This window comes from Pseudomonas sp. TE36184 (genome assembly GCF_054060055.1).
On sequence record NZ_JBSSCU010000001.1, the window covers coordinates 5929591 to 5952569 of the forward strand.

Here is a 22979-nt window from a genome sequence, read left to right on the forward strand (position 1 = left end):
GTCACAGAACGCGGGGTCATAGTGCATTCCTGAGCGTTTGCAGGCACGCCACCTGGCGGCTGAAATCGGCGCTGGAAAGCCGTTTTGCCGCAAGTGGGCCAAGGGCCTGGCTGATCACGTGAGAGGGTTGGCGCGTCAGGTGTTCAAGCACCTGCCACTGGTCTGCGGTGTTTAGGTGTTCAAAGCCAGGGTGGCGCCGCCTTGCGGCGCGCAGGATATCGCGCTGCAAGGCGTGCAACAGGGTGCCCTGGCCGCTGCGGCGCAGCAGGAAGTCGGCGCTGGCCTGCAAGTGTTCCTGCAGTTGTCGGCGAGCTCTGGGCGCTGGCGCGTGGATCGGGCCTTGGCGCATGCCGGCCTGCCAGAGCGCCAGGGCGATCAGCGCGGCGAGCGCCACCAGCGCCTGGGGGAAATAGCGCATCAACAAGGTGAACAGGTCGTCCACGTCGCTGTTGAACAGCAGGGTCACGTCGGTGCCCTGGTTGAGGTACCACAGCAGCCAGGCGTTATCGTGTTGGCCGATTCCCGGGGTTTTCCATAAGTCGCTGTCGGTGACGACTGTCACACGGCCTTGGCCGAGATTGAGTTGCATCAGGTGGCTGGACCTGGCGCTGTTGGCGGAAAACTGGGCCAGGTGCTTGGGGTCGGTGAGATTGAAGTCGGTATCGAAGCTGAAATACGCCGGGGCGGTTTTATTGTCGACATAGAGCTTGGTCAGGTCCGGTTTTTTCTGTTTGCGTGCCGGAGCGGGTTGCTCGGATTCGTCGCTCAAGGTCTGCTGGATATGCAGGCTGTCGAGCAGCAGGTCGCCGCTTTTAGCGGTTTCTTCATCCCACAGCGCTTCGGCCACCACCAGCAGGTGGCCACCGGACTTTGCCCAGTTCAGCAGTTGATCCACCTGGCGCGGGGTCATGTTGTCGCGTTCGCCCAGCAGCAACAGGCTGCGGCCATTGGGGGGCAGATCGGAGAGCCGTTCAAGGCCGCTGGCACGTTCCACCGCCAGGCCTTGCTGGCGCAGAAAGTGTTCGGCCGCCAGGTAGGGATTGCCCAATGCTTCGGGTGAAGGGCCGCGATCCACCACTTCGTCATAAGGAATTGCCTTGTGCCACACATACAGGCCGCCCGCCCCCAGCAGGCAAGCAAGCAGCAACCCCACCCACAGCAATGGCCGCTTCATCGGGCGACTCCCGAGCTGAACAGGGTGCGCCAATCGTTGCACAACTGCTGCTGTACCACCGCGGGCGGAAGGCGGTGCCCGTAGGCGAGGTTTTGCCAGTGCCGGGTCAATTCGTCGCTGAATGCCAGCAATTGTGGTTGTTGCAAGCGTTGAACGCGTTCCAGGACCTGGCCTTCGGTGTCGGCGGTTTTCAGTGGCAGGTTGAAGTCGTGCAGTAACCGGCTGAGCAGCCCGCGATACAACAGGCCCAGGGCTTCCCTGGGGTGGTTGGGCCATAGTCGCTCGGCGGCGCTGGCAATGTCATCGGGCAGGGTTTCGGCGCCCAGCTCCAGGCCGAACAGTTGGGTGGGTGTCGGTTTGGCGAGCTTGGGTTGGCGTGGCCCGCGCCGGCTGACAAAGGTGCGCAGCCACTCGCGATAACGCCAGGCGAGCAACGCCACGCCGCCCGCCAACAGACTCCACAGCAGCACCTCCAGGCCTTGGGCGAGGTGCTTGAAGGCGTCGCTGTTGAAGTTGTCCAGTAGCGCTTGCAGCCAGGCCGGTAGTTTGCCGTCACCGCGTGCCTGGGGCTTGGTGTTGGGTTTTTCGTCAGCAAAGCGATAGCGCGTGACGGTTTCCGGATTTTTGAACGGAGGCTTGTCCAGCAGCGTCTTGATCGATTGGCTGGCGGATTGGGGGGTGACTTGCCGGGTGGGGGGCGAGTCATCGGCCATCGCGGGTCGGCCCAGCGGCAGCAGCATCAGCCCGATCACTAGCAGTAGCAACGGGGCCGCGCTGCTCAGGCGCTGGCGCAGGCGGCGAAAAACCAGCTCAAGGTCCCACGCTTCCAGCACGGTGCGACGGTTGAGGTAGAGGCTGAAGCCACAGGCGACGTAGATCGGTTCCCAGAACACCAGGACCAGCGCGTAGAAAGCGTTGCTCAGGTGTTCCAGCCACAACCCCTCCGGGCCGGTTGCCAGGGCCAGCCGTTGCCAGTCCCAATCCAGTTCAACCTGCTGGGGGATGAACAGATAGAACAGCGCCATGCAGCCGAACCACAGGCCGATTTCCAGGTGTACACCGAGCGTGGTCAACCAGCGCGCTGCGCCGGCGTTGTGTTGCTGCAGCACGCCCAGGCGTTTTTGGCGTGCCTGACCATCCAGGCCCTCGAGTTGACTGACCGGCATCAAAAAGCTGCGGCTCAGGCTCAGTCGCCGCCAGGTCAGGCTGGCCAGGAGTTGGCCCTTGAGCAGGCGCGGCCAGTGACGCACGGCCTGTTTCAGGCTGGGCGTCTCGCCAAACAGGGCCTTGGACAGAATATACAGGGGCAGCCGGTCGAAGGCCGGCTTCAACCACCAGAACACAAACAAGGCCGTGGACGGGTATTGCCACAACAGAACGCTAAGCGCGATGAATATCGGCAGGCTCACCAGCGCCCAACTGGCCATCAGCAGCAGTCGGTGTTCCTGGGCCATTAACACGCCCAGATCCATGGCTTCCCATGATGTTCGCGGGCGAATCACTACGCTGGCATCACTCAGGCGCATGGCGAGTCCGTCCGGCAAGGGTCAGGTAGGCGGCCACCAGTAGCCAGAGCCCCGCGCCCACCAGGTATTTGACCCAAGGCGCGATCGCGGTGGTGGAAGACCAGTAGGCTTCGATAAATGCTGCGATCAGCAGGAACAGCATGACGCCGCAGAGCATCTGCACGCTTTTACGTGCCGCCAGCCGCAGGGATTCACCGCGTGTCAGGTGCCCCGGAGCGATCAACGCCCAGCCCAACTGCAAGCCTGCCGCGCCAGCCAGGGCAATTGCGCTGAGTTCGAAGGCACCGTGGCCGATGACAAACGACCAGAAGGTCTGGCCGTAGCCGATTTCAGTGAGGTGCCCGGAGATCGCACCGATGATCAGGCCGTTAAATATCAGAAAGAACACGCTGCCCAGGCCGAACAGCAAGCCCGCGGCAAAGGTCTGGAAGGCGATGCCGATGTTGTGCATCACGTAGTAGCCGAACATCATCCAGTCTTCACTGGATGCACGTTCGGCGACGCGGCCCAGGCGACTGGCGTCCGGGTCGTACATGCTATGCATCTCGGCCACCTGCTGGGGGCTGACGACGCTGTAGATCAGTTCGGGAAACAGGTACACCAGCAGTGCAATACCCACCAGGCTGCCGAAGAACAGCAGGCTGGCGATCAGCACGAAGCGCCACTGTTCACGCACCAGCCGGGGGAAACCGGCCAGCAGGAAAGCCAATACGTTCGCACCCAATTGGCTGCGGTGGCGATACAGTTGTTGGTGGCCGCGCAGGGCCAGTTGTTGCAGCGGGTCCACCAGGTAACTGCTGTAGCCGCGCTCCTGGGCCATGGCCAGGTGCTGGCACAGGCGTCGATACTGATGAGGGAAATCAGCCAGCTCAGCGGCCTTGGCCTTGCCTTGTTCCAACTGCGTCAGTTGTTCGGCGAACGCTTGCCATTGGGGCTGATGACGGCTTTCGAACAGGCTCTGTTTCATGTCGGCCCCAGCAAGCCACGGGCCACGCCGTTGAGCTGCTCGACAGCGCGAGCCGGGGACACCTGCAGGGGCGTGGCGAGGATCGAGGCCAGTTCCTGTACTCGCTCGGCGGACAGTTCGCCCTGGCGCTCGGCGAAATTGAGGATGGCGCGCTGTTCGCTCAGGTCCAGGGCAAATGGCAGGCGCAGGGCAGGGGCCTGCGGCACCTTGGGGCGTGCCAATGGCAGTTCACGGTAGACCACCAGCGTGCCGGCCGCCAGATCACCGAGCCGTTTGAAGTTAGGGTGCTGCAGGCAACTGATGGCGCCGAGGAAGTAGCCGAACGGCAGCATATCGACAAAGCGCAGCAGGTTGCGGATGAGTGAGGCCGACCAGCTGATGGGCGTGCCGTCATCCTGTACCACGCGCATCCCCATGACCTGCTTGCCCGGCGAGCAGCCCTGGTTGAGTACTTCAAACAGCACCATGTACCACCAACTGACCAGGAACAGCAGCAACGAGCCCAGCCCTATGCCGATGTTGCCGAGCAGGGCCAACGGAACCAGCAGGATGCCCATGAGCAACCCGCGCACGCCTAGGTCGAAGGCGAAGGCCAGTGCACGTGGCAGCAGGCCAGCCGGGCGCAAGGGCAGGTCGATGCCCTCCGGGGTCTCGATCTGGTAACGGGTATCCAATGGAGCTGATGGCATCGCGATCCTTGGCAGCGCAGAGCGGTTGGAAGACACGGATGCTAGCAGTGTCGGCGATGGAAGCAACCATTCAAGGTTTTGCTGGATGTTTATACAGTTGATCTGGCGCTGGCCTCAGGCACCTTCCAGCGCCTAGACTTTGTCGATCTTCAGCACAGGAATAGCCCGTGACCACTCTTTTCTGGTACGACTATGAAACCACCGGCATCAACCCGCGCAGCGATCGTCCCCTCCAGGTCGCCGGTATTCGCACCGATGTCGACCTCAACGAGGTTGGCCCGCCGGTCAACCTGTATTGCCAACCCAGCGACGATATCCTGCCCCATCCGGCGGCCTGTGCGATCACCGGCATCACCCCGCGCATGCTGGCGGAAAAGGGCTTGGCCGAAGCCGATTTCATGACGCGGGTGCATGCCGAACTGGCGGCCCCCGGTACCTGTGGGGTGGGTTACAACACCCTGCGGTTTGACGATGAAATGACCCGTTACAGCCTCTATCGCAATTTCTTCGACCCTTACGCGCGTGAATGGCAGGGCGGTAACAGCCGCTGGGACTTGATCGATGTGATGCGTACCGCCTACGCGCTGCGCCCGGAGGGAATCGTCTGGCCCGAGCAGGATGGGCGTGTCACCCTCAAGCTGGAGCGTTTGACCGAGGCCAACGGGATCGCCCATGGCCAGGCCCACGATGCGTTGTCCGACGTGCGCGCGACCATTGCCCTGGCCCGATTGGTCCGTGAAAAACAGCCCAGGTTGTACGACTGGCTATTCCAATTGCGCAGCAAGCAACGGGTGATGGACCAGGTGCGGCTGCTGCAACCGATGGTGCATATCTCCGGGCGTTTTTCAGCCGAGCGCCATTTCCTCGGCGTTGTACTGCCCCTGGCCTGGCACCCGCGCAATCGCAACGCGTTGATCGTCTGTGACCTGGGCCTTGATCCGCAAGGGCTGCTGGACCTCGACGCCAATACCTTGCGTCAGCGCCTCTACACCCGTCGTGATGATCTGGCCGCAGGCGAGTTACCGGTACCGCTCAAGTTGTTGCATATCAACCGCTGCCCGGTGGTGGCTCCATTGAATGTGCTGCGGGCGCAAGACCGTGAACGACTGCAATTGGATATGGACGCTTATCAGGCGCGGGCGCTGCGGCTAACTGACGCACAGGAAGTTTGGCGCGACAAGTTGGCGGAGATTTATGCCGAGGAAGATTTTGCACCGAGTTCGGACCCGGAGCACCAGCTCTATGATGGTTTTATCGGCGACCGCGATCGTCGTTTGTGCGAACAAGTCCGCGCGGCAGAGCCGGCGCAATTGGCGCGGCAGCAGTGGCCCTTTGATGATCAGCGTTTGCCGGAATTATTATTTCGCTACCGTGCGCGCAACTTTCCTGCAACCTTGAACAGCGAGGAGCAACAACGCTGGAAACTTTTCTGTCAGCAACGCTTGTCAGATGGCGAATGGGGTGCACCCAATACCTTGGAGGCATTTAAACGTGCTCGTATTGAATTGGCTGTTAGTGCCACGCCGTTTCAGCGTCAGGTGCTGGATCAATGGCAGGAGTATGCTGACTCTTTAGCCGTTCGGTTCAATCTGTAATCAGGCAATTGCAGATTATTCAGACAATAAAAAACGCCAGCAAGCTGGCGTTTTTCGTCTGTCGCGTATCAGGCAAGAGCCTGGCGAGGCTTAGCCCAGCAGGGTAGCCCAGCCTTCAACCACGTCACCGCCCCACTTGGCTTTCCACTCTTTCAGCGTCTTGTGGTTGCCACCTTTGGTTTCAATCACTTCGCCGTTGTGCGGGTTTTTGTATTGCTTGACCTTGCGGGCACGCTTGGTGCCGGTAGTTTTCACTGCGCCGCGCGGTGCTTTAACTTTAGACTCTGGATCCAGCAGCGCGATGATGTCACGCAGGGATTTGGAGTATTCACCCATCAGGGTACGCAGTTTGCCTTCGAATTCCAGCTCGGTTTGCAGTTTGTCGTCTTGGGACAGATTCTTCAAACGGGCTTGCAGCTCTTTGATAGCTTCTTCGGTGGCACGGTATTCGTTGATCAGGGACATGTGGACTACCTTATGTAGAGCGCTGATTGACAGGGATAGTGGCCCAATAATAGTCAGGCTATTTCCCCAAGTAAACATTTAAGGGAACATTTATGTGAATTACTTTGAATGTTTGTGGCAAATCTATGCAAACGAGTTAATTAGTAGCGGGTATGGGCAAAGACTACCTGCTTAATTTCCGCTAACTGCCTGAGCGTGCCGATGCACATGCATATAGCGGTGGTAAAACCCTACGTTATTAAGGGGTGTGGTCAAGGCGAGGGCAGAATAAGCGTCAACGGATACTGCAGTTTTTCTGCGTAATCGCTAGAATGACCGCCTTTGCGAAGTTCTGGAGTTCCCCCCTAATGCACACTTTTCGGCTGGTGATCGCTTGCCCGGACCGGGTTGGCATCGTTGCCAAAGTCAGTAACTTTCTGGCCTCCCACAACGGCTGGATCACCGAGGCGAGCCATCACTCGGACAATCTCAGCGGTTGGTTCTTCATGCGCCACGAAATCCGTGCCGATACGCTGCCCTTTGGCCTTGAGGCGTTTCGCGAGGCGTTTGCGCCGATCGCCGAAGAGTTTTCGATGATCTGGCACATCAGCGATACCGAGCAGAAAAAACGTGTGGTGTTGATGGCCAGCCGTGAATCGCACTGCCTGGCGGACTTGCTGCACCGCTGGCACAGCGACGAGCTGGACTGTGAGATCGCCTGCGTGATCTCCAACCACGATGACCTGCGTAGCATGGTCGAGTGGCATGGCATCCCGTACTACCATGTGCCGGTCAACCCGCAGGACAAGGAACCGGCGTTCGCCGAGGTGTCCCGCCTGGTCAAGCAGCATGAAACCGACGTCGTGGTGCTGGCGCGCTACATGCAGATCCTGCCGCCGGAACTGTGCCGCGAATACGCCGGCAAGGTGATCAACATTCACCACAGCTTCCTGCCGTCGTTTGTCGGTGCCAAACCGTACCACCAGGCTTCCCTGCGTGGCGTGAAGTTGATTGGCGCAACGTGCCATTACGTCACCGAAGAACTGGACGCCGGCCCGATCATCGAGCAGGACGTGGTGCGTGTCAGCCACAGCGACAGCATTGACGACATGGTGCGCTTCGGCCGTGACGTCGAGAAAATGGTCCTGGCCCGTGGCCTGCGCTATCACTTGGAAGACCGCGTGCTGGTACACGGCAACAAAACAGTCGTGTTCTGATCAACGCGTTTTGATTGAAGAATGAAGGGCCTGGGCGTTAAATCGTCCCAGGCCTTTTTTCATTGATCTGCCCAGCAGGACAAGCCCATGACCGATCCACTCGATAAAGCTACGTCCAGGGCGCCCGCTACGTTGGGCGAGGGGTGTCTGAGTCGCTATGACCCGGATGAGCTGGAGGCCGAGGATGGTACTGACTTTCCTGGGGCAGCCCAATTGTGGGACGAGTTGCAGAAACGGCCGGCGTCCCCTGAAACAGACGCTTGAGCAGCGGCCTGCCGAGCATCAGCAGAAACACCGGCCCACCGGCCAGCAGATAGAAATAGTAGGTCACCGCCCGCCAGATCAGAATCGCCGCCGCTGCGCTGGATTTGCCCAGCCAGGGCGCCAGCAAGGCCGCTGACGTCAACTCCGCCGCACCGGCCCCGCCGGGCATAAGGCTGAACTGGCCCGCCGTCAACGACAGCATCTGGATCAGGAAACTCCAGGCCCACTGCACATCGCCTCCCAACCCTTGCACCGCAAGGTAAAGCACGCTGTAGCGCAGTATCCAATGCAGGCTGGTCAAGGCAAACACGGCGGACAGGGTGCGCCACGGCAATTTCAGCGTTTGGGTAAATGCCGCCAGGAAGCGCAACACTTTGCGCGCCCAGCGCCGGCGAGTCGCGGCGCTTACCTTGCATCGCTGGAGCAAGGTGCCGCTCAGGCGTATCAGGCGGCGATGAAAGCGCACCAGCAGCACAGCGCTGAACACTGCGCCCACCATCGATGCCGCACTGAGCCCCAACAGCCACTCCAGGCGTGGGCTGAGGCTGTGGAACACTGCGTACAACGCGATTCCCACCAGTGCGCAGAAAAAAAACAGCAAGTCGCTCAACTGATCCATGGCGAACACCGCGCTGCCATGGGCCGGACGTATGCCGTTGCGCGCCAGCAGGACCATCAGTGTCAGTGGCCCGCCGCTACCTCCGGGCGTGGCGCACATGGCGAATTCGGTCGATATCACCACGCCCAGGCTGTTGAGTCGCCCCAGTTGGCCGCGTTGCTCGCCCAGTAATAAGCGGATACGCACGCTGTTGATCAGCCAGCACAGGATAATCATGCCGAACATCAGCGACAGTTGGGGCAGCGGGAATTGCTTCAGGCGCGTAACGGTTTCGCCACCTCCCAGCCACACGGGAATCGCCAGCGCCAGCAGCAGGCCCAGCAGCAGCCAGATCACCCGGCTCATGGCTGGGTGGCCAGCCAAGCGGCCTTGGTCAGTGGTGTGCGTCCGGCGTTGAGCAGGCGTTGTAGGGTTTCAAGCCAGTAGCGGCGGGAAAATTCGTGGCGCATGTCCACCGGGTGCAGTCCCAGGCGAATCACCGGGGCCGCCTGCCAGCGCTGTTCCCGTCGGTCGCTGAGACACTTGGACAGACCTCGGCGCCAGGCACTGCGCGCACTCCACACCAGCCCCGGGGCGTTGACCGGCGTGAAGTCGGGTAGCCGGTACAGATGCTGCGGGTCGCTGGTGTAGGTCAGCGGCAATTGGCGCAGTGCCTGGCGGGTGCCGCGGCTCATCAGCCAGGCGGGAGCGACAAAGCCTTGCAGCGGCCAGTCGTAGCGACGGAATACCGCGATGCCATCGCTGATACGCTGCAGCGCCTGATCCTGGCGCAGTTGGTAGAACTCACCCTCATGGGTATACAGGCGCCGCATGAACCAGGCTTTGGGGGTGCGCGGAGCCGGTTGATCGTCGCAATGGTAGTAGCCGTGCAAGGTCAGCTCATCGCCCTTGGCCACGCGGCTGTCCAGCAGGCGGCGAAAGTCGCCATGGGTGGTCAGGGGGTCATGATGATGAAACTCCGGCACCACCAGCCAGGTGATGGGCACGTCGCCCAATGCGTCGACGGCTGCGACGAATGGGCGGTAGTCGGCCCAGGTCTGCGGCGCTACATCGTGCAGCACCAGCAGCACCGAACGCTCATCCATGGGCAAGCATCGGCTTGTGGCTGCCCAGCACCGCATAATAGTGCGTCAACAGGCTGTCGACGACCGTCTCCCAGGCGTAATGCTGTTCGACATGACGCCGAGCCTGCGCGCCCAGGCGACGGCTGTCGGCACCGAACAGCTCGCGCACCGCATCGGCCATGGCCCGTGGATTATTGGGCGTACACAGCAGGCCGCAGCGCTCGTCAATGATCTCGGTAAATGCGCCGGCCGCCACGGCGACCACCGGTATGCCGCAGGCCATGGCCTCCAGTATTACCAGGCCGAAGGTTTCCTGATCGCCGCCATGCAGCAGTGCGTCGGCGCTGGCCATCAGCCGGGCGACATGCTGGGCGGGGCGGAACCCATCGATCACGGTGACGTTGTCCGGCACGCTGGCCGGCATGCCGGAGCCCACCAACAGCAAGTGGTAGTTGTCCCCCAGGCGTTTCATGCAGTTGAGCAGCAGCGGCAGGTTTTTTTCCTTGGAACCGCGCCCGGCGAAGATCAGCAGCCGGGTATCCGCGGCGATCCCCAGTTCGGCGCGCAAGCCCGGGTCGCGGACGTCCGGACAGAACGTCTGCAGGTCGACCCCCAGCGGCTGCACGAAGACATTATTCACCCCAAGCCCGATGAGCTTGTCAGCCATCACTTGGCTGGGCGCCAGTACCCGGTCGAAATTCCCATAGAGTTTGCTGACGTAGGCTTCAGCGTTCGGGGTAAACCACGACCCCATGCGGTTACTCACCAGCAGCGGCAGATCCGAGTGATAAAAACCAATGACGGGCACATCCAGTTGGCGTCGTGCATCCAGCGCCGCCCAGGCGGTCAGGTAGGGGTCGCCGACTTCGATCAGATCGGGCTGTAAATCGTGCAGGACATTTCGCCAAGGCGCGAGCCGAAGGGGGAAGCGGTAGCCTTTGCCGAAGGGGAGGGCGGGGGCCGGCACCTTGAATATCCCATCCCGTTCGCTCAAGTGCGCGCCGGGGACCAACAGGCTGTGGCGAATGCCGGGCTTGAGCGTCAGACGCCGGTGCTTGGCGTCGAGATAAGTGCGTACGCCACCGCTGGCGGGGGCGTAGAACATGGTGATGTCCGCGATATGCACGATGAACATTCCTCCGATCCGTAGCTCTCCTTACGTGGACCTGAGGTAATGATAGATGTTCGATCGGAATTGGGGGCGCGCGCGCTCAAGTTGATAAAGGTCAATGTGGGCGCAAGGCGGACCTGTGCTCCCACAAGGTTCTGTGGTGTCGGTCAGATACGGAAACTGCCCACCAGATGCTTCAGCCGTGCCGCCTGCTGTTCCAGGTCGGCGCAGGCGCGCAGGGTCGATTGCAGGTTTTCCACGCCTTCCTGATTGAGTGTGTTGATCTCGGTGATGTCCATGTTGATCGACTCGACCACCGAGGTCTGCTCCTCGGTGGCGGTGGCGACCGACTGGTTCATCCCATCGATCTCGCCGATGCGCTGGGTCACGCTGTTCAAGCGTTCGCCGGCCAGGTTGGCGATTTCCACGCTGTCGAGGCTGTGGCGCTGGCTTTCGCTCATGGTACTGACCGAATCCCGGGCGCCGACTTGCAGCTCCTCGATCATCGTTTGCACCTGTTGTGCCGATTCCTGGGTGCGGTGCGCCAGGTTACGCACTTCGTCGGCCACCACCGCAAACCCACGTCCGGCTTCCCCGGCGCGCGCCGCCTCGATGGCGGCGTTGAGCGCCAGCAGGTTGGTTTGCTGAGAGATGCTGGTGATCACTTCGAGGATTTGCCCGATATTCACCGTTTTGCTGTTAAGTGCTTCGATGTTGCTGCTGGAAGCGCTGATCATCGCGGACAACTGAGTCATTGCCTTGATATTGCGTTCAACCACCTGCTGACCGTCTTCGGCCAAGTGCCGCGCATCGCTGGCCTGGTTCGAGGCTTGTGCGGCGTTACGCGCGATTTCCTGGGCGGCGGCCCCCAATTGGTTGATGGCCGCGGCGACGCTGTTGGTGCGGTTGGCCTGCTCGTCGGAGTTGATCATCGACGAGTTGGACGCGCTGACCACCCGCAGGGCGACTTCATTGACCTGCCCGGTGGCCGAGGACACTTCGCGGATCGACGTATGAATCCGCTCCACGAAGCGGTTGAACGCATTACCCAGGATGCCGAATTCGTCGTGATTCTGGATGCTCAGGCGACGGGTCAGGTCGCCCTCGCCATCGGCGATGTCCTGCATGGCGCGAGTCATCACGTGCAGCGGTTGCATCAGCACTCGGATCAGCATGCCGAGCAAGGCGATGATGATTACCACGGCAATGATCGTGGCGATGATCGCGGAGGTGCGGAATTCGCTGAGCATGGCGAAGGAGGTGGCTTTATCCACGGAAATACCAAGGTACCAGTTCACCGACGGCAGGCCCTTGATCGGCGTAAAGGTCACGATGTTGTCCTTGCCGTTGGCCTCGACTTCACTGAAGTCGCTGCTGATCTTCGGCGTGTGTTTCGGGTAGACGTCGGCCAGGGTTTTCATCACCAGGTTTTTGTCCGGGTGGACCAGCACCTTGCCGTCGGCGCTGACCAGGAACGCATAGCCCATGCCGCCGAAGTTCAGCGCGCCGATGTTGTCCACCAGGGTTTGCAGGCTCAGGTCGCCGCCGACCACGCCGATGCTCTGGCTGCCCTGGGCGCTGGGGGTCGCGATGGAAATGATCAATTGCCCCGTCGCGGCATCGATATAGGGTTCGGTCAGGGTCGAACCATTGCTGCTCTGGGCGCCTTTGTACCAAGGACGAACGCGTGGGTCGAAACCGTCCGGCATCTTGGTGTCGGGGCGGATAGTGAACGCGCCCTGGCTGTCGCCCACGTAGGTTGCCATGAACGAGGAGGTCAGGGCTTTCTGTTCCAGCAGGCTGGCGACCACCTTGGGGTCGGGATTGATCGCAATATTTTGTGCCGCGTTTTCCACCAGGACAATGCGCCCGGTGAGCCAGGTTTGAATGTTGCTGGCAGTGACATCACCCATTTCATGCAGGTAATTGTTGAGATCTTCGCGAATTGCGTTGCGTTGCAGGTAGTCGTTATAAAGCGTAAACAGCGCGAAGGCGGCGATGACGATAAGGGAGGCAGCAAGCAGGATTTTGTGGCTGAAGCGCAGGTTTTTATTCATGGCCTGAAGGGTCCGCTAAGGTCTTAATATCCAAAACGCGTCCTTATGGGATGCGCAGAATGGTAGCGTCAAAAAAGGTGTGATATTTGTGGCGATAGCCCTGTGAGGTCCCTGTAGGAGCTGTCTGACCTGTTTTTAGACTTTGTGGGTCTTACATTGATGTGTATCGACCTTGCGGCACGAAAGATTAACCATAGGTGACGAAATGCCTGACTCCACGCAACTCCTTATCGGCGCCGGCCTTGATGGCCAGCCCATCGCCCAGGCCATGCGCCTGGCCAATCGTCACGGGTTGGTTGCCGGTGCCACGGGCACTGGCAAGACCGTCACCCTGCAACGCCTGGCAGAAGCGTTCAGCGATGCGGGCGTGGCGGTATTCGCCGCGGATATCAAGGGCGACCTTTGTGGTCTCGGCGCTGCGGCCAACCCCCAGGGCAAGGTGGCCGAGCGCATCGCCGGCATGCCTTTCCTGAATTACACGGCCAAGGCGTATCCGGTCACGCTGTGGGATATTCACGGTCAGTCCGGTCATCCATTGCGTACCACCATCAGTGAAATGGGGCCGTTGCTGCTCGGCAGCCTGCTGGAGCTCACCGACAGCCAGCAGTCAGCGTTGTATGCCGCCTTCAAGGTGGCGGACCGCGAAGGCCTGTTACTGCTGGATTTGAAGGACCTCAAGGCGCTGCTCAATCACTTGCGCTACCACCCGGAACTGCTGGGTGAAGATGCGGCGCTGATGACCACCGGCTCCAGCCAGGCGCTGTTGCGGCGCCTGGCGGTGCTGGAGCAGCAGGGCGCGGAAGCGTTGTTCGGCGAGCCGGCGCTGCAGCTCGAGGATATTTTGCACCCCGCCAGCGATGGTCGCGGGCGTATCCACCTGCTCGACGCCAGCCGCCTGGTCCACGAAGCCCCCAAGGTGTACGCAACCTTCCTTTTATGGCTGCTGGCTGAACTGTTCGAGCAGTTGCCCGAACGCGGCGATGCCGATAAACCGCTGCTGGCGCTGTTTTTCGACGAAGCGCACTTATTGTTTGCCGATACGCCCAAGGCCTTGCAGGACCGCCTCGAACAGGTGGTGCGGTTGATTCGCTCGAAAGGCGTGGGTGTGTATTTCGTCACGCAATCGCCCGGGGACTTGCCTGACAGCGTGTTGGCGCAACTTGGCTTGCGTGTCCAGCATGGCCTGCGCGCATTCACCACCAAAGAGCAGAAATCACTGCGCGCGGTGGCGGACGGTTTTCGGCCCAATCCGACATTTGATGCGTTGTCGGTCCTGACAGAGCTGGGCACCGGTGAAGCACTGGTGGGTACTTTGCAGGAAAAGGGCACGCCGGAAGTCGTCCAGCGCGTGCTGGTCGCGCCACCGCAATCGCGGATCGGCCCGCTCAGCGACGCCGAACGCGCCGCCCTGATTGCCAGTTCGCCGTTGCAGGGCCGCTATGACAAGCCGATTGACCGCGAATCGGCCTATGAAGTGCTGATGGCGCGCAAGGCGTTGGGTCCGGCCGAAGCCGAAGAAGCCAAGCCGGTGAGCGAAGAACCGAGCTTTACCGACAGGGCCGGGGCGTTCCTCGGGACTGCGGCCGGCAAGGCGCTCAAGTCAGCCATGCAACAGGCCGCCAATCAGGTGGGGCGCCAATTGGTGCGGGGCTTGCTGGGGTCGTTGCTGGGCGGCAGCAAGCGTAGATAGCCGATCAGGCTTTGGGCTTGGCGTGCGCGGCGAGGCGTTCCAGCGCCGCGCGTAAACCCGGATCGCTGATGCCGTCGGCCGTTGCCTGAATGGTTTCGGCCGCATTCGCCGATAAATCCATGGTGTGCCCCGCCGCGCCTTGCGGAACGGTCGGCGGTTGCACCTTGAATTGGATACGCGTCAGGCTGGCAAACTCGTCAAACGCCATTAATTGTCGCTGCAAGCGTTTTTGCTGATAGCGCAAGCGTGTCGCCCAATGGCCGTCTGTGACAATAAGCAGCAGGTTGCCCTCGCGCCACGAGGCGACATGGCAATGTTCCCGCGCTGCCGGTTGCAATTGGCTTTCAACCAGGCGTTGCAGGTGGCCCAGGCGTTGCGCATGGCTGAAGATGGCTTTCAACGGCTTGGCTTCGCGAAGCAACACGCTGGGCGCGCGGGCTGTAAGAGGGCGAAACGCCATGATCAGACACCTTAAGTAACAGAGCCGCCATCTTAGCAGAAAGCGCCTGTGGACCCCCAGGCAATGCATTGGCGGGGCTTTATCTGCGAAATCAATGCACTCCATGGGTTGAAGTTCCGGTAAAAGCCCTTATTTTAAATGAGCCCTCTCACGGGCTCATGCCTGCATTGGGGAACAACGCCACTTTCCTCACCCACGATTCCGGGTAGAATGCGCGTTCGCATGCGCCCGTGAGGGCCGCTCGGGCCACTCACGGTGCGCCCTCCATCCCTATGTGTGGAAGAACCTGCCGATATGTTTGCGCCTTTGTTAAAGAAACTTTTTGGAAGCAAGAATGAGCGCGAAGTCAAACGCATGCTCAAGACGGTGCAGCTGGTCAATGCCTTCGAAGAGCAGATGGTTGCCCTTTCGGACGAGCAATTGCGCGCCAAGACCGAAGAGTTCAAGGCCCGCATAGCCAAAGGTGAAACCCTCGACAAGTTGCTTCCCGAAGCCTTCGCGGTCGCCCGTGAAGCCGGTAAGCGTGTCATGGGCATGCGCCACTTCGACGTCCAGCTGATCGGCGGCATGACCTTGCATGAAGGCATGATTGCCGAAATGCGTACCGGTGAAGGCAAGACCCTGGTAGCGACCCTGGGTGTTTACCTCAACGCGCTGTCCGGCAAGGGCGTGCACGTTGTGACGGTGAATGACTACCTGGCCCGCCGTGACGCCAACTGGATGCGCCCGCTGTATGAATTCCTCGGCCTGACCGTCGGCGTCGTGACGCCGTTCCAGCCGCCGGAAGAGAAGCGTGCGGCCTATGCTGCCGACATCACCTACGGCACCAACAACGAATTCGGTTTCGACTACCTGCGCGACAACATGGCGTTCAGCATGGAAGAAAAATTCCAGCGCGAACTCAACTTTGCCGTGATCGACGAAGTCGACTCCATCCTCATCGACGAAGCCCGTACCCCGCTGATCATCTCCGGCCAGGCCGAAGACAGCTCGCGCCTGTACACCGAGATCAACAAGTTGATCCCGCGCCTGGAGCAGCACATCGAGGAAGTGGAAGGCGTGGTGACCAAAGAAGGTCACTTCACCATCGACGAGAAGACCCGCCAGGTCGAACTCAACGAAGCCGGCCACCAGTTCGTCGAAGACATGCTGACCCAGATCGGCCTGCTGGCCGAGGGCGAAAGCCTGTACTCGGCCCATAACCTGGGCCTGCTGACCCACGTGTATGCCGGCCTGCGCGCGCACAAGCTGTTCCATCGCAACGTCGAATACATCGTCCAGGACGGCCAGGTCGTCCTGGTTGACGAACACACCGGGCGTACCATGCCGGGTCGTCGTCTGTCCGAAGGCCTGCACCAGGCCATCGAGGCCAAGGAAGTGCTCAACATCCAGGCCGAAAGCCAGACGTTGGCTTCCACCACCTTCCAGAACTACTTCCGTCTGTACAACAAACTGTCCGGCATGACCGGTACGGCCGACACCGAAGCGTTCGAATTCCACCAGATCTACGGTCTGTCGGTTGTGGTCATCCCGCCGAACAAACCGCTGGCGCGTAAAGACTTCAACGACCTGGTGTTCCTGACCGCCGAAGAGAAATACGCGGCGATCATCAACGACATCAAGGACGGCATGGCCCAGGGGCGTCCGATCCTGGTGGGTACCGCGACGATCGAAACGTCCGAGCACGTGTCCAACCTGCTCAACAAGGAAGGCATCGAGCACAAGGTCCTCAATGCCAAGTTCCACGAAAAAGAAGCCGAGATCATCGCCCAGGCCGGTCGCCCCGGCGCGCTGACCATCGCTACCAACATGGCCGGTCGTGGTACCGACATCCTGTTGGGCGGCAACTGGGAAGTGGAAGTGGCTTCCCTGGACAACCCGACTCCCGAGCAGATCGCCCAGATCAAAGCCGACTGGCAGAAACGCCACCAGGCGGTGCTGGAGTCCGGCGGCCTGCAGGTGATCGCGTCCGAGCGTCACGAATCGCGCCGTATCGACAACCAGCTGCGTGGTCGTGCCGGTCGTCAGGGTGACGCCGGTTCCAGCCGTTTCTACCTGTCCCTGGAAGACAGCCTGATGCGTATCTTCGCCTCGGATCGGGTGAAGAACTTCATGAAAGCCCTGGGCATGCAGTCCGGTGAAGCGATCGAGCACCGCATGGTGACCAACGCCATCGAGAAGGCCCAGCGCAAGGTCGAAGGCCGCAACTTCGACATTCGTAAGCAACTGCTCGAGTTCGATGACGTCAACAACGAACAGCGTAAAGTGATCTATCACATGCGTAACACGTTGCTGGCCGCCGACAACATTGGCGAGACCATCGCCGATTTCCGTCAGGACGTGCTCAACGCCACCGTCAGCGCACACATTCCGCCACAGTCCCTGCCAGAGCAGTGGGATGTTGCTGGCCTGGAAGCCGCGTTGAAGAGCGACTTCGGTGTCGACTTGCCGGTTCAGCAGTGGCTGGACGAAGACGATCACCTGTACGAAGAAACCCTGCGCGAGAAGCTGATGACCGAGCTGCTGGCCGCGTACAACGAGAAAGAAGAGCAGGCGAGTGCCGAAGCGCTGCGCACCTTCGAGAAACAAATCGTACTGCGCGTGCTGGACGACCTGTGGAAAGACCACCTGTCGACCATGGATCACCTGCGTCACGGTATCCACTTGCGTGGCTACGCCCAGAAGAACCCGAAGCAGGAGTACAAGCGCGAGTCGTTCACGCTGTTCTCCGAACTGCTGGATTCGATCAAGCGCGATTCGATTCGCGTGCTGTCCCACGTCCAGGTGCGTCGCGAAGACCCGGTCGAGGAAGAAGCGCGCCTGCGTGAGGAAGCCGAGGCACTGGCGGCGCGCATGCAGTTCCAGCATGAGGAAGCGCCAGGTCTTGAAGCGCCTGAGGTCTTGGGCGAAGAGGTCGATGTGGCCCTGGCTCAGACTCCGGTGCGCAACGAGCAGAAGCTGGGCCGTAACGAGCTGTGCTGGTGCGGTTCGGGCAAGAAGTTCAAACACTGCCACGGCGAAATCAACTAAGATTTTCGCCTGACGCTGCAACACCCCGCGCCGCGACCGGCATCAGCCGTCGCGGCGTTTTGCCATTAATTCCCACCGTCGAACGCGACGGCACAGACATCATCTATTTTTAAGGAGCGCATTCATGGCTGTTGGTCTTGGTCCTTTGCCCACATTGCACCCGGTTGCCGGTTTTGAACTCGGTATCGCTTCGGCCGGCATCAAACGCCCGGGGCGCAAGGATGTCGTGGTGATGCGCTGTGCTGAAGGCTCGACCGTCGCCGGTGTGTTCACCCTCAACGCCTTCTGCGCCGCGCCGGTGATCCTGGCCAAGCAGCGCGTGGCCGGTCCGATTCGTTACCTGCTGACCAACACCGGCAACGCCAACGCCGGCACCGGCGAGCCTGGCCTGGTCGCCGCCGCGCGGACCTGCGCCAAACTGGCACAACTGGCCGGCGTCGACGCCAGCCAGGTGCTGCCGTACTCCACTGGAGTGATCGGTGAGCCGCTGCCGGTGGAAAAAATCGAAGGCGCCCTGCAAGCCGCGCTGGATGACCTGTCTGTGGATAACTGGGCGGCCGCCGCCACCGGCATCATGACCACCGACACCTTGCCCAAGGGCGCGAGCCGTCAGTTTGTGCATGACGGCGTGACCATCACCGTCACCGGCATCAGCAAGGGCGCGGGCATGATCCGCCCGAACATGGCCACCATGCTTGGCTACATCGCCACCGACGCCAAAGTCTCCCGCGACGTGCTGCAGCGCTTGATGCTGGACGGCGCCAACAAGTCGTTCAACCGCATCACCATCGACGGCGACACCTCCACCAACGATTGCTGCATGCTGATCGCTACCGGCCAGGCCAACCTGCCCGAAATCACCTCCACCAGCGGCCCGCTGTTCGCCGCGTTGAAGCAAGCGGTGTTCGAAGTGTGCATGGATGTGGCCCAGGCCATCGTGCGTGACGGCGAGGGTGCCACCAAGTTCGTCACGGTTGAAGTCAACGGCGGCGGCAACCACCAGGAATGCCTGGATGTCGGTTACACCGTGGCGCACTCGCCGCTGATCAAGACCGCGTTGTTCGCCTCCGACCCGAACTGGGGCCGTATCCTCGCCGCCGTCGGCCGTGCCGGCGTGCCGGACCTGGACGTGAGCAAGATCGACGTGTTCCTCGGTGACGTGTGCATCGCCAGCCGTGGCGCCCGCGCCGAGAGCTACACCGAAGCCCAGGGTTCGGCGGTGATGCAGCAGGAAGAAATCACCATCCGCATCGAGCTGGGTCGCGGCGAGTGCAGCGAAACCATCTGGACCACGGACCTGTCCCACGAGTACGTGAAGATCAACGCGGAATACCGTACCTGAAGCCCGGAGGATAAACGCGGTGAAACGAGTGCATGTAGCAGCAGCGGTGATCCGCGGCGTCGACGGCAGAATCCTGCTGGCGCGCCGTGCCGATACCCAGCATCAGGGCGGCCTCTGGGAGTTTCCCGGCGGCAAGGTGGAGGCCGACGAGTCGGTCGCCACGGCGCTGTCCCGCGAGTTGCAGGAAGAGCTGGGCATCCAGGTCACCACGGCGCGACCGTTGATCAAGGTGCAGCATGATTACCCGGATAAGCAGGTGTTGCTGGATGTCTGGGAAGTCTCGGCCTTTACCGGCGAGCCACACGGCGCCGAAGGTCAACCCCTGGAATGGGTCGCGGCGCGTGACCTGCTCAACTATGAGTTCCCGGCGGCCAATGCGCCGATCGTTGCCGCCGCACGGTTGCCCGGCGACTACCTGATCACACCGGGCGAGCTGGAAACCGCGCCGCTGTTGCGCGGTATCCAGAAAGCCATCGCGGGCGGCATCAAGCTGGTGCAACTGCGCGCCCCTAACGGTTACGACCCCAAGTACCGTGACCTGGCGGTAGACGCCGTGGGCCTGTGTGCCGGCAAGGCGCAACTGATGCTCAAGGGCCCGTTCGAATGGCTGGGGGATTTTCCCGCAGCCGGTTGGCACATGACCTCGGCACAACTGCGCAAATACGCAAGCAAGGGCCGACCGCTGCCGAAGGATCGCTGGTTGGCGGCGTCTTGCCATAACGCCGAGGAGCTGGCGCTGGCGGAATTGATGGACGTGGATTTTGTCACGCTGTCGCCGGTGCAGCCGACCCAGACCCATCCCGATGCCCAACCGTTGGGTTGGGAACAGGCGGCAGAGCTGATCCGCGGGTTCAGCAAGCCGGTGTATCTGTTGGGTGGCGTTGGGCCTGCTGAGCGCGAGCAGGCATGGGATGCCGGCGCTCAAGGTGTGGCAGGGATTCGGGCGTTCTGGCCGCAAGATTGATCTAGCGTTTGTTGGCCTCATCGCGGGCAAGCCCACTCCCACATTGGAAGGTGTTCACAAATCCAAATGTGGGAGTGGGCTGGCCCGCGATGGCGCCAGACCAGACACCTGATAATCAGTGGGGTTTGGCCGCCGCCTGCCACAAAATCTCCGCCACACCCTGGCGCTTGGCAATTACCCGCGCCGCCACAAACAGCAAATCCGACAGCCGGTTGATATACGCCAAAGCCACCCCCTCCAACGGTTCAACCGCATTCAGGTGCTGACAGCGGCGCTCGGCACTGCGTGCTGCGCTGCGGCACACGTGGGCCTGGGCGATCAGCGCTGAGCCACCGGGCAAGATGAAGTTCTCCAGCGCCCCGACCTCTTCGTTCCAGCGATCAATCGCTGCCTCCAGCCGATTCACCTCCGCCGCGTTCAGCGCTTTGTACACCGGCATCGCCAGCTCGCCGCCGAGGTCGAACAGACGATGCTGGCAAGGCGTCAGCACTTCGATCACATCCTTCAGATGCGGATGCTTGCCGCTTTGCTCTTCAAGGCCGGCCAGCAGCAAGCCCAGCTGACTGTTCAACGTGTCGACTTCGCCGATGGCTTCCACCCGCGGGTGGTCCTTGGGCACGCGGCGACCGTCGCCGAGCCCGGTTTCACCCTGGTCGCCGGTACGGGTGTAAATCTTCGACAGGCGAAAGCCCATGATCAGTGCTCCAGTTGGGTAAGTTCAGCGGGGGACAATTGGCTGCCGGCCAGGGGCAGGCGCAACGTGAAGCAGGTGCCTTGGCCCGGGGTGGAATGCACTTCCATCTGCCCTTTGTGGTTATTGGTGATGATGAAGTACGACACCGACAACCCCAGCCCGGTGCCCTGGCCGATTTCCTTGGTGGTGAAGAATGGCTCGAAGGTGCGTTTGCGCACGTTCTCGCTCATGCCGATGCCGTTGTCTTCGACCTGGATCTCCGCCCAGGGCGGGTTGAGGCGGGTGCGCAGGATGATGCGCCCCGGCTCGCGGTCGTCTTCGCGCTGGTGAATGGCCTGCGCCGCGTTTTTCAGCAGGTTGAGCAGCACCTGTTCCAACTCGTTGGCGGTGCCGGGCACCGGGCCGAGCTGCGGGTCGAACTGGCGGATGATCGCCTGGCCCTTGAAGTCGAAGCCGATCGCCAGGTCAAAGTCGTTGCCGGCGATTTCCACCGCCTGGTCGATCAGCGCCGGCAAATCACACGGTGCCATCTGCCGATTGCTGCGCCGGCTGAAACTGAGCATGTGGGTGACGATTTTCGCCGCCCGCGCGCCGGCCTGCTGGATACCGTCGAGCAATTGTGGGACTTCGCGGCTTTGCAGGTAGCGGTTGACCGTTTGCAGTTCGATGCCCACTTGTTCGGCGTGTTCCAGGTTCTTGGGCAGGTCGGGGGACAGCCGGCGGCGGATGTTCTGCACGTTATGCAGGATCGCCCCCAGCGGGTTGTTGATTTCATGGGCCATACCCGCAGCAAGGCCGCCGACGGAGAGCATCTTCTCCGACTGCACCATCATTTCTTCCAGGGACAGGCGCTGGGTGATGTCATCGATCCGGATCACCACACCGCGCCCGGCGCCGCCCATCAGCGGATAGAACGTCAGGGCGTAATGCTTGGATTCATCGTCCTTGACCCAGGTGACACGCTCGATGCGCTCCACCGTGTGTTGCTCGACCGTGGCCTTGATCTGCGGCAGGTAGGGTTTGAGCGGTTGGAAAGCGAGGTAGATCGGCTGGTTCAGCGCTTCATCCAGGCGCGTGCCGGAAAGTGCGGTGGCTTCCTGGTTCCACTGGGTGACATAGAGCTGTTCATCCAGGGCGATCAGCGCCGAGGGCATCGAGTCGATGATGCTGTTGAGATAGTTCTGGAAACCGGTGAGTTTTTTCTCGATCTTGCTGCGCACCTGGACTTCCAGCTCCAGTTTGCGGTTGGTGTGGCGGGTTTCTTCGGCCAGGCCCTGTGCCTGGTCGTAGGCCGCCTGGGACTCATCGCGCGCGCGCTTGAGCTGCTGCTCGCGGGCCTCGATGCGCGACAGCATGGTGTTGAAGGCTTCGGCCAGGCTGCCGATTTCGTCATGGTTGCCACGGCCGGCGCGCAGGGCGTAGTTCTCTTCGCGGGTGACCTGGCGCGACAGCTCTTCCAGCTCATGGATCGGCCGGGTGATCAGGCGTTTGATCTGCCGGGCGATGACCAGCCACAGCAGCACGCTGAAAATCAGGATGCCCAGGCTCGCCGTCAGCGTGCCGGTATAGAACGCCACCGGTAGCTCACTGCTGGCCACCAGCAACAAATGCCCGGAAGGCTGGCCGGGGCGGGGCAGGGTGATGACTTGGTTACTGCGAAACTCGGTGAGGCGCCAGGCTTCGATATCCCGGTAGTTGCCCGGCAGGTGCAGGCGGTCGCCGTGTTGCATCTGTGCCAGGCGGTTGCCCTCGGCGTCGTACAACGCGGCTGCGCGCAGCGGCGAATAGCTGGTCAGCTCATTGAGCAGGGCGTCGGCCTTGGCCGGAGACTCAAGGGCTTCGGCGGCAAGCGCCGGGTTGGACACCAGCCGGCCAATCGCCTGCAGCGCCTGGGGCGCCATGCTCTCCTGGGAGATCCAGTAAGCGGCGCTGATAAAAGTCAGGTTGGCCACCAGTAACACAGTGGTCAGCAGCACCAGCAGGGCGGCCAGCAGTTTCTGCCCTACCGGTAGGTTTTCAAGACGCTGGCGCAGTGGCATCAGGGGTTTCACAGGTAATAGACGAGTGGGCAG

At 61.4% G+C, this 22979-nt stretch carries 18 protein-coding genes and 1 pseudogene; 6 read left to right on the plus strand and 13 right to left on the minus strand.

The genetic code is table 11. The features are described 5' to 3' along the window. Positions 1-16 precede the first annotated feature (16 nt). From ACVWZP_RS26825 to ACVWZP_RS26840, 4 genes are read right to left on the minus strand one after another with little or no spacing between them, the layout of a single operon-like run. A complete protein-coding gene (locus tag ACVWZP_RS26825) occupies positions 17-1174 on the minus strand; it encodes a DUF4350 domain-containing protein (protein ID WP_457370273.1) in 1158 nt (385 codons plus the stop codon). Beyond that, positions 1171-2700, minus strand: coding sequence for a DUF4129 domain-containing protein (locus ACVWZP_RS26830; RefSeq protein WP_457370274.1), 1530 nt, complete (start codon positions 2698-2700; stop codon positions 1171-1173). The genes ACVWZP_RS26825 and ACVWZP_RS26830 overlap by 4 nt, the downstream gene beginning before the upstream one ends. After that, positions 2687-3667 carry a stage II sporulation protein M gene (locus ACVWZP_RS26835; protein ID WP_017846071.1) on the minus strand — a complete coding sequence of 327 codons (981 nt, stop codon included), beginning with the start codon at positions 3665-3667 and terminating at the stop codon, positions 2687-2689. Before ACVWZP_RS26835 ends, ACVWZP_RS26830 begins: the two co-directional genes overlap by 14 nt. Continuing rightward, positions 3664-4356, minus strand: a complete 693-nt coding sequence (locus tag ACVWZP_RS26840) for an RDD family protein (RefSeq protein WP_079444596.1) — start codon at positions 4354-4356, stop codon at positions 3664-3666. The genes ACVWZP_RS26835 and ACVWZP_RS26840 overlap by 4 nt, the downstream gene beginning before the upstream one ends. Positions 4357-4523: 167 nt before the next feature. On the opposite strand from ACVWZP_RS26840, the gene sbcB reads away from it, so the two are divergent. Beyond that, entirely contained in the window at positions 4524-5951 is a 1428-nt protein-coding gene (gene sbcB / locus ACVWZP_RS26845) for an exodeoxyribonuclease I (protein ID WP_177032970.1), read from the plus strand. 90 nt (positions 5952-6041) lie between these two features. Here the strand turns inward: sbcB and mvaT are convergent, their stop codons facing one another. Then, on the minus strand, positions 6042-6416 hold the full coding sequence (gene mvaT, locus ACVWZP_RS26850) for a histone-like nucleoid-structuring protein MvaT (protein ID WP_005790963.1): 375 nt from the start codon (positions 6414-6416) through the stop codon (positions 6042-6044). 347 nt (positions 6417-6763) lie between these two features. Between mvaT and purU the strand changes: the two genes are divergently transcribed. After that, a complete protein-coding gene (purU, locus tag ACVWZP_RS26855) occupies positions 6764-7612 on the plus strand; it encodes a formyltetrahydrofolate deformylase (protein WP_017847102.1) in 849 nt (282 codons plus the stop codon). A gap of 127 nt (positions 7613-7739) precedes the next feature. Here purU and ACVWZP_RS26860 read toward each other — a convergent pair whose 3' ends face one another. The 5 genes and pseudogenes from ACVWZP_RS26860 to ACVWZP_RS26880 all read right to left on the minus strand — a co-directional run. Beyond that, positions 7740-8840, minus strand: coding sequence for a lysylphosphatidylglycerol synthase transmembrane domain-containing protein (locus ACVWZP_RS26860; RefSeq protein WP_057004534.1), 1101 nt, complete (start codon positions 8838-8840; stop codon positions 7740-7742). Beyond that, positions 8837-9580 (minus strand): DUF2334 domain-containing protein, encoded by a 744-nt coding sequence (locus ACVWZP_RS26865; RefSeq protein ID WP_457370275.1) that lies wholly within the window; start codon positions 9578-9580, stop codon positions 8837-8839. Before ACVWZP_RS26865 ends, ACVWZP_RS26860 begins: the two co-directional genes overlap by 4 nt. Continuing rightward, on the minus strand, positions 9573-10694 hold the full coding sequence (locus ACVWZP_RS26870) for a glycosyltransferase family 4 protein (protein WP_046382247.1): 1122 nt from the start codon (positions 10692-10694) through the stop codon (positions 9573-9575). The genes ACVWZP_RS26865 and ACVWZP_RS26870 overlap by 8 nt, the downstream gene beginning before the upstream one ends. 143 nt (positions 10695-10837) lie before the next feature. After that, on the minus strand, positions 10838-11602 hold the full coding sequence (locus tag ACVWZP_RS26875; protein ID WP_370737559.1) for a methyl-accepting chemotaxis protein: 765 nt from the start codon (positions 11600-11602) through the stop codon (positions 10838-10840). A gap of 93 nt (positions 11603-11695) precedes the next feature. Then, positions 11696-12727 (minus strand): annotated as a pseudogene (locus tag ACVWZP_RS26880) (HAMP domain-containing protein); the annotation flags it as partial. 205 nt (positions 12728-12932) lie between these two features. On the opposite strand from ACVWZP_RS26880, the gene ACVWZP_RS26885 reads away from it, so the two are divergent. Next, the gene (locus ACVWZP_RS26885) at positions 12933-14417 is read left to right on the plus strand and encodes a helicase HerA-like domain-containing protein (protein WP_301556550.1); all 1485 of its coding nucleotides are present in this window, start codon (positions 12933-12935) and stop codon (positions 14415-14417) included. 4 nt (positions 14418-14421) lie between these two features. On the opposite strand, the gene ACVWZP_RS26890 is transcribed toward ACVWZP_RS26885, so the two are convergent. Next, positions 14422-14877: a DUF721 domain-containing protein gene (locus ACVWZP_RS26890; protein ID WP_017847108.1), complete on the minus strand. Its 456-nt coding sequence runs from the start codon at positions 14875-14877 to the stop codon at positions 14422-14424. 294 nt (positions 14878-15171) lie between these two features. Between ACVWZP_RS26890 and secA the strand changes: the two genes are divergently transcribed. The 3 genes from secA to ACVWZP_RS26905 all read left to right on the plus strand — a co-directional run bounded on the left by secA (position 15172) and on the right by ACVWZP_RS26905 (position 20213). Then, positions 15172-17907: a preprotein translocase subunit SecA gene (gene secA / locus ACVWZP_RS26895; RefSeq protein WP_017847109.1), complete on the plus strand. Its 2736-nt coding sequence runs from the start codon at positions 15172-15174 to the stop codon at positions 17905-17907. Positions 17908-18031: 124 nt separating this feature from the next. Beyond that, the gene (gene argJ, locus ACVWZP_RS26900; RefSeq protein ID WP_026140046.1) at positions 18032-19249 is read left to right on the plus strand and encodes a bifunctional glutamate N-acetyltransferase/amino-acid acetyltransferase ArgJ; all 1218 of its coding nucleotides are present in this window, start codon (positions 18032-18034) and stop codon (positions 19247-19249) included. A 19-nt stretch (positions 19250-19268) separates the two neighbouring features. Then, positions 19269-20213, plus strand: a complete 945-nt coding sequence (locus ACVWZP_RS26905) for a Nudix family hydrolase (protein ID WP_046382249.1) — start codon at positions 19269-19271, stop codon at positions 20211-20213. A 115-nt stretch (positions 20214-20328) separates the two neighbouring features. On the opposite strand, the gene ACVWZP_RS26910 is transcribed toward ACVWZP_RS26905, so the two are convergent. Together ACVWZP_RS26910 and ACVWZP_RS26915 are read right to left on the minus strand one after the other, a co-directional pair. Continuing rightward, a complete protein-coding gene (locus ACVWZP_RS26910; RefSeq protein ID WP_017847112.1) occupies positions 20329-20907 on the minus strand; it encodes a cob(I)yrinic acid a,c-diamide adenosyltransferase in 579 nt (192 codons plus the stop codon). Between the two features lie 2 nt (positions 20908-20909). After that, positions 20910-22946, minus strand: a complete 2037-nt coding sequence (locus tag ACVWZP_RS26915) for a sensor histidine kinase (RefSeq protein ID WP_102617345.1) — start codon at positions 22944-22946, stop codon at positions 20910-20912. Positions 22947-22979 lie beyond the last annotated feature (33 nt).

Coding starts and splice junctions, on each gene's coding strand:
- ACVWZP_RS26890 (WP_017847108.1), bottom strand. CDS start 14,877: ATGGCGTTTCGCCCTCTTACAGCCCGCGCGCCCAGCGTGTTGCTTCGC.
- ACVWZP_RS26830 (WP_457370274.1), bottom strand. CDS start 2,700: ATGCGCCTGAGTGATGCCAGCGTAGTGATTCGCCCGCGAACATCATGG.
- ACVWZP_RS26835 (WP_017846071.1), bottom strand. CDS start 3,667: ATGAAACAGAGCCTGTTCGAAAGCCGTCATCAGCCCCAATGGCAAGCG.
- ACVWZP_RS26870 (WP_046382247.1), bottom strand. CDS start 10,694: ATGTTCATCGTGCATATCGCGGACATCACCATGTTCTACGCCCCCGCC.
- argJ (WP_026140046.1), top strand. CDS start 18,032: ATGGCTGTTGGTCTTGGTCCTTTGCCCACATTGCACCCGGTTGCCGGT.
- ACVWZP_RS26840 (WP_079444596.1), bottom strand. CDS start 4,356: ATGCCATCAGCTCCATTGGATACCCGTTACCAGATCGAGACCCCGGAG.
- ACVWZP_RS26885 (WP_301556550.1), top strand. CDS start 12,933: ATGCCTGACTCCACGCAACTCCTTATCGGCGCCGGCCTTGATGGCCAG.
- ACVWZP_RS26910 (WP_017847112.1), bottom strand. CDS start 20,907: ATGGGCTTTCGCCTGTCGAAGATTTACACCCGTACCGGCGACCAGGGT.
- ACVWZP_RS26825 (WP_457370273.1), bottom strand. CDS start 1,174: ATGAAGCGGCCATTGCTGTGGGTGGGGTTGCTGCTTGCTTGCCTGCTG.
- ACVWZP_RS26915 (WP_102617345.1), bottom strand. CDS start 22,946: ATGCCACTGCGCCAGCGTCTTGAAAACCTACCGGTAGGGCAGAAACTG.
- ACVWZP_RS26875 (WP_370737559.1), bottom strand. CDS start 11,602: ATGATCAACTCCGACGAGCAGGCCAACCGCACCAACAGCGTCGCCGCG.
- mvaT (WP_005790963.1), bottom strand. CDS start 6,416: ATGTCCCTGATCAACGAATACCGTGCCACCGAAGAAGCTATCAAAGAG.
- ACVWZP_RS26865 (WP_457370275.1), bottom strand. CDS start 9,580: ATGGATGAGCGTTCGGTGCTGCTGGTGCTGCACGATGTAGCGCCGCAG.
- purU (WP_017847102.1), top strand. CDS start 6,764: ATGCACACTTTTCGGCTGGTGATCGCTTGCCCGGACCGGGTTGGCATC.
- secA (WP_017847109.1), top strand. CDS start 15,172: ATGTTTGCGCCTTTGTTAAAGAAACTTTTTGGAAGCAAGAATGAGCGC.
- ACVWZP_RS26860 (WP_057004534.1), bottom strand. CDS start 8,840: ATGAGCCGGGTGATCTGGCTGCTGCTGGGCCTGCTGCTGGCGCTGGCG.